This window comes from Pseudoalteromonas ostreae (genome assembly GCF_018069805.1).
Taxonomy (GTDB): domain Bacteria; phylum Pseudomonadota; class Gammaproteobacteria; order Enterobacterales; family Alteromonadaceae; genus Pseudoalteromonas; species Pseudoalteromonas ostreae.
In genome coordinates, this window is sequence record NZ_JAGPYN010000049.1 from 1 (window position 1) to 3,165 (window position 3,165).

Sequence of the window (3,165 nt, forward strand, 5' to 3'; positions counted from 1 at the left end):
CAAATAACGGGCTAAAATCGAGCGAAACGAAGAGCCTGCAGTTTTAGTCCTGTTGATTTGCTTGTTAGTCGGTTTTTTAAAACTGAACTATTTAATTACTTTTAAATGTTTTTTCTTATTACTCTTATCTATAGCAATATCTTCAGGAATTGATTTCTCTGGCATTATATCTGAAATATTTTTTGGACCTGCAATAATTCCTTTTTCTAATTCAGCTAATTCAGGAGGCATTTCTTTGGCAAATAATTTTTCAGCTCTTTCTTTTGCTCTTTGCTTTAGCCACTTTTCGAATTCAGGAGTATCAGGTTCTGGTTTTTCTGTCATAATTAGTACCTATTTATAAATTACGCCATAAATATGATGGTGTATTACTCGCTTTACCTTGTCGATAAGTAAAACCATGACTTTGATAATAGCGGATAAGCTCTATATTTAAAGGTCTCATTATACGTATTTGATCAGCACCAATTAAATCAGCGTAAGCTTCAGCAGCAGATATAGAAATTGAAACTATTTTCCCTTTTAATGGATGATTTAACGGGGAGCCTTCAATTACATCTAATCGTAACCTCGCTCCTGTAAAAGTAGGTTTACCTATACAGAGGCCACATAGTTGAGCATTAGCATACCATATTGCTAAATCAAATCTTTTAGGATTGCGGTATGAATAGTCAGGTATACTATCTTCCCATAACCAATTAGCATCATCTTTTCTAGTTTCACTAATTTCCCACCTTTTTGAGTGACTTAAAGATAGAGAGTCTACAGGCTTTAAATTAACTACATCAATTAGACCTGCTGGTAATGCATCTTGTGCAATTTGACGGCTTACATTTCTAAATTTTTGATACTTATCTTCAGTTTTTTTATGTGTGACTTGTTAGGCTGATTTTGGCAGCTGATATATGTCCCTTAATAAACCGTCTGGAAACACTTTCCTATCTACTTTTTTACCACCCAGCTTTTCTACCAGAGAGCGTGCAGCAATATTATCGTCATTCATATAAGTTTCAACAGTTCTCCATTTAAACTTAATATAAGCATGCTCTATAGCGGCCTTTGACGCTTCAGTAGCCACACCTTTTCCTCGACCTTCTGGCATAACCCACCAAGTAAGCTCTTTTGACCAATCTTTACCTTTCCAAAAGCCGCAAGTGCCAATAAGACTATCATCAGATTTTTGCTGTATAACCCACACTCCATAACCTAATAAGTACCATGAACCTATATCGGCTTTTAACCTAGTCCAAACTTGTTCAAGACCTATAGGCCCACCATACATTTCTGACGCAATTACATCAGTATAAAATGATTTGTATAGTTCAAAACAATCAAGACTTGGTGGTATTAGTCGAAGTTGCTGTGTCTCAATGCTGGGAATCATATTGTTTCACCAACGCCTTGCTCACCGGCACATACTGCGGAGAGCGTTTTGTGTGATAATGGAGCGCAGCGATAGACACAAAACGAGTGTAGCAGTATGTGTCCGTGTGCAGCAATTTGTTAGGACTTCTTTAAGCTCAGCCAATTTTTATGAAAAACTGACATTTTTCTTTTAACTGGGTACTTGTTATTGAAAAAAGCGTACTTAGGGTGTGAATATACTTTCAAAACCCACTGCTCATCGTTATCAAAAAACGAAAACATAATATCTCCTGAATCAGAAAGAGTAACATTTCTGAGCATTCCTTCCGAATACATTGCAGAAAGCTCCAGTGAATCCATGAGATGTAAACTATTGCTAAAATAGTATACGTATAGCGCCTCTTCGAAAGGGTTTCCTTCCGTGACCAGAACAAGGAAGTTTTTTCCAATTCGATACTGTGCTTCCAGCACCTTTCCTGAAACCTCAAATTGCTTTTTTAAATTTTTGTTTTCAAGCAACACTCTTGGCGTTTCATTAGGTTTTTCTATCGTATCTATTACATGAAATTCATTTGTTTCCTTTGTGGGCATCAGAAAAACCACCCAAAAGTAAAATCAGCACCTAGCGCACCCAATGCGCCTCCTACAAACACCCCGATAGTGACACAAACAGGAGCACCCGGCCCACAAGCGAGTCCTGCCACCGCACCGCCAGCAGCGCCTCCGGCGAAACCTCCACCGATTATTACTCCCTCTCTCGCCGTAGCAGTTACCTTATCTTCTGCAACAGCGATGTTGTAAACGGCAACGCCGATAGTAACAATCAACAATCCTCGGCCCAGCTTACTATATTTACTGGCCGCTGCATTCATAGATGGTCTTGGTCTACCAGAACTTTCTATAATCTCGAGATATACCCTATTTTTATTTGCTGCGGATAAATTCGAAAACGATTTGCCAAACATGCTCTTCGCATATTTATCAGTCAATTCTGATAGTGTTAATCCCGTCTTCTTTAATTTTACCGCTATCGCCTTTCCTACATCACTTGTTCGTAAACGTTGTGCTTCAAGAATTTGGTTTCGTATTCCTTGAACCTGCTTTGCTGCTTCTTCTGCCGTTATTGCTCCAGAACTAACTTTTGCGCGGTATTCTTGAGCCAATTTTCTGGTTTGGTTGATGTAACTCATCCGGACCTTGCCATCATTTATAAACCTTTGGGCAAAATTCAGTGCGGCTGACTCCATTTGAGATAAGGAGCCTTCCAATAAACTTCTATCATAAACCTGATTCATTCAATTGATCCTCTTGTAGTCCTAACGCCGCAAATAAACGGCTAAAAATAGTGGACTATAATTTGTGAGGTACGAACAAAGCCCACTGTTTTTTGTCCGCACTTTTAATTTGTTTTGTTAGGTTTACGATAACATACAGAAAACCAGAACACTGTTGTTAAAGTAACACCAAAAACTGCATAAGTTATTATTGATTCAATAATTAACCTACCCGTTGCGTCCGTAAAAGAAGGTATAAATACAAATATAATAGAAGGAACAAGACCGACCATTAAATAGTAATGTAAACCAACTAGCTCACTACGGCTTAACCAAAGGTGTATAGGCAGCATATAAAAGACTAACGCAGATGCACTTACTAAACCACCTAATACTGAAGCGTAAAGCAAGTGAGAGAAAAGCACATTAAAGTCTGCTAAATACCACAAATATGCAAAAGACAATCCCCAACCTGTAAGGATTGCATTTCTTAATCCTTTGATAACTAAATTCAAACTAGTAAACC

General features: G+C 38.0%; 5 protein-coding genes. All 5 read right to left on the reverse strand.

The genetic code is table 11. From position 1 onward, the window contains the following. Nucleotides 1–87 precede the first annotated feature (87 nt). Nucleotides 88–324, reverse strand: coding sequence for a hypothetical protein (locus J7338_RS20375; protein ID WP_215909155.1), 237 nt, complete (start codon nt 322–324; stop codon nt 88–90). Between the two features lie 556 nt (nt 325–880). Continuing rightward, on the reverse strand, nt 881–1,384 hold the full coding sequence (locus tag J7338_RS20380) for a GNAT family N-acetyltransferase (RefSeq protein WP_210798800.1): 504 nt from the start codon (nt 1,382–1,384) through the stop codon (nt 881–883). A gap of 119 nt (nt 1,385–1,503) precedes the next feature. Further along, the gene (locus J7338_RS20385; RefSeq protein ID WP_210798801.1) at nt 1,504–1,956 is read right to left on the reverse strand and encodes a hypothetical protein; all 453 of its coding nucleotides are present in this window, start codon (nt 1,954–1,956) and stop codon (nt 1,504–1,506) included. Next, the gene (locus J7338_RS20390; RefSeq protein WP_210798802.1) at nt 1,956–2,660 is read right to left on the reverse strand and encodes a hypothetical protein; all 705 of its coding nucleotides are present in this window, start codon (nt 2,658–2,660) and stop codon (nt 1,956–1,958) included. The genes J7338_RS20385 and J7338_RS20390 overlap by 1 nt, the downstream gene beginning before the upstream one ends. A gap of 104 nt (nt 2,661–2,764) precedes the next feature. Beyond that, on the reverse strand, nt 2,765–3,165 hold a 401-nt coding region (locus J7338_RS20395; protein ID WP_210798803.1), incomplete at its 5' end, for a hypothetical protein.

What these genes read in the sequence shown, in the direction of transcription:
- J7338_RS20375 (WP_215909155.1), bottom strand. Translation starts at nt 324, where the DNA reads ATGACAGAAAAACCAGAACCTGATACTCCTGAATTCGAAAAGTGGCTA.
- J7338_RS20380 (WP_210798800.1), bottom strand. Translation starts at nt 1,384, where the DNA reads ATGATTCCCAGCATTGAGACACAGCAACTTCGACTAATACCACCAAGT.
- J7338_RS20385 (WP_210798801.1), bottom strand. Translation starts at nt 1,956, where the DNA reads ATGCCCACAAAGGAAACAAATGAATTTCATGTAATAGATACGATAGAA.
- J7338_RS20390 (WP_210798802.1), bottom strand. Translation starts at nt 2,660, where the DNA reads ATGAATCAGGTTTATGATAGAAGTTTATTGGAAGGCTCCTTATCTCAA.